Origin of the sequence: Acidovorax sp. SUPP1855 (assembly GCF_030158955.1) — a bacterium.
In the GTDB taxonomy this organism is placed as follows: domain Bacteria; phylum Pseudomonadota; class Gammaproteobacteria; order Burkholderiales; family Burkholderiaceae_C; genus Paracidovorax.
In genome coordinates, this window is record NZ_BQXI01000075.1 from 1 (window position 1) to 1,825 (window position 1,825).

At 54.6% G+C, this 1,825-nt stretch carries 1 protein-coding gene and 1 pseudogene; one reads left to right on the forward strand and one right to left on the reverse strand.

Annotated features, from left to right (window positions below):
- Positions 1-254, forward strand: a pseudogene (locus AVMA1855_RS26435) (IS5/IS1182 family transposase); the annotation flags it as partial.
- A 243-nt stretch (positions 255-497) separates the two neighbouring features.
- Here the strand turns inward: AVMA1855_RS26435 and xopAH are convergent.
- Positions 498-1,825 (reverse strand): XopAH/AvrB family type III secretion system effector (xopAH, locus tag AVMA1855_RS26440; protein ID WP_284427998.1); only part of this gene is annotated, 1,328 nt, incomplete at its 5' end.

The following is a 1,825-nucleotide window of genomic DNA, read 5'->3' on the forward strand; positions in this document are numbered from 1 at the left end:
AGTGCCAGAACAAGCGCAACCAGCGGATCGCAAAGAAACGAGCCAAGGTGGAGCACGTGTTCGCCGGTATCCGCCACCTGGGGGGCAAGTTCGTGCGCACCATCGGACAGGCGCGCGCCACGGTGGGCATGACGATGATGGCCGCCTGCGACAACATGAAGCGACTGGCCTGGTTCCTGCATCGGGGCGTGGATGCTTTCTTCAAGCCCGCCACTGGCAAGGCACAGGTGCGCCTGCAAACGGCAAAAGCCTGAGCCACCGGGCCTGCAAGGCCCCTCATGCACCAGGCTCACACCGCCGAAGGGCCTCATCACGCTCAAACGGCTGCTGGCGCCCACTCGTCCCTGTTCGGATTCGTCAAACATGGGGTTGTGAGAGGCTCCCATAAGGCCACCGAATGGCTGGAATCAGGGTTTTGAGAGGTTCCCTATCGGCGGCTCAGGCGTTCTTGCTCAGAAAGAGAGCGGTTGGGTTTTGAGAGGTTCCTATCTTAGATTTCAGGCCCAACCAAGGACGTCCAAATACTGGTTCACGAAATCAAACCTCGTCGTAGTCATTGCCTCGAGATCGGGCACGAAACCTTGCGGGAATGGCAGCAGATCCATGCCTCTGGCTTGCGCAATGGATCGCACGCTCAATTCGGCTTTAGCCGCGCTTCCCCGCACATCGGGCATCGCATGCGCGAGCCACCAATGCAGTTCACCCATTACCTGCAATGCTTGGCCGTCTTCGATGTCCGGATCGAGCGCAAGGCTGTAGAGGGATTCGGCGTGCTCCATGATGCGCGGCACGTCCGCCGCCTGAGTGTGTAAAATATGAAACGGTTCGCCCAATTGCTCCTGACCCCTCGAACGAAGTCCCGTATAAATTTCGTCATCTCGGTCGGCCGTAACATCCGCGCTGATTACGAGAGTCGTCAGGGATATGGGCTCACCATTGATTTCGTCCTCGATTTGAAAATTCATTGACGGCGGCAAGCCATAAAGATTTCTCCTCATATTTCCGTCTGTACGATTGGCATATCGTTCCCGGATGTAATCATATCGGCCACCTACACCGGTGACACGGGGCAAGTTGTACCTTGGGTCGCGCTTGTTGGAGCCGAAGGTGCCGCTGGAACTGCCTGCCGCTTTACCTCGCCAGTCGCTGACATGATTCCAGAGTTGATCGAGCGAGGTAATCTTCCCGTTCGCAATTTGTGACCCAGCCTTTCGCGTGGCATTCCAAAATGATCGGCCATATGACTGTTGCTTCGACGAGTTTTCGTCGTTGTAGCGGGAATCAGGCCAACGCGCCACCCCGACCAGCGACTGTTGCTGCCGCGTCAGATTGCTATTCGTATCTGGGCCAGGCAATCCCGTTCGATTGGTACCGTGCAGTTTCTTTTTCCGCTTCAGCACTTGAGAGTTCTGAATTTCACCAAAACCCTGACGAGGCGCTGTATTTGAACTGACCGAAGTGCGTGTTGAAAATTCGTGTGAGGGGGTATTATTTGCACTAGACGAAGTCGAGGACTTTCCAGCCTGCGATTCAGCATAATGACTATTGCGATGCCGAGAAACACTGCCCGAGGTCGAAATACATCCGCCCATTAAAATATCTCCACAATAGTAATTCCACCATATTAATTGACAAGGAGAATTTCCAAATAGCAGATGCGAACTTGCGATGCAAAAAACGAAAATCTCTTTCGCATCAGGGAACCTCTCAAAACTTCCGAATTTGCAAGGCTTGAACGCCGTAACTCGTGATTTGTAAGCGCGCCAAGTGGCTGAGACAGGGGTTTTGAGAGGTTCCCTGCAGGCGGGACGACACCAGCCGGTCG